The sequence below is a fragment of the Mesorhizobium sp. genome (assembly GCF_004962925.1).
Lineage (GTDB): Bacteria > Pseudomonadota > Alphaproteobacteria > Rhizobiales > Rhizobiaceae > Mesorhizobium.
Genome location: NZ_SUEO01000515.1, coordinates 1 through 216 on the forward strand (window position 1 = coordinate 1; position 216 = coordinate 216).

At 63.0% G+C, this 216-nt stretch carries 1 protein-coding gene; it reads left to right on the forward strand.

All coding sequences use genetic code 11. The annotated features are described in order from the left end of the window. Positions 1–216 (forward strand): TPM domain-containing protein (locus E5W87_RS35945; protein WP_292408828.1); only part of this gene is annotated, 216 nt, incomplete at both ends.

Genomic DNA, 216 nt, shown 5'->3' on the forward strand with positions numbered 1-216 from the left:
GGAAGCTCGGCCAGGCCGGCGAGGACAATGGCGTGCTTTTGCTGGTCGCCCAGAAAGACCGCAAAATGCGCATCGAGGTCGGCTACGGGCTGGAAGGCACGCTGACCGATCTGCACACCAAGCTGATCATCGAAAACGACATGGTGCCGGCCTTTCGCGCCGGCGACTTCTCCGGCGGCATAGCCAAGGCCGTCGACGACATGGTCATGGTGCTGG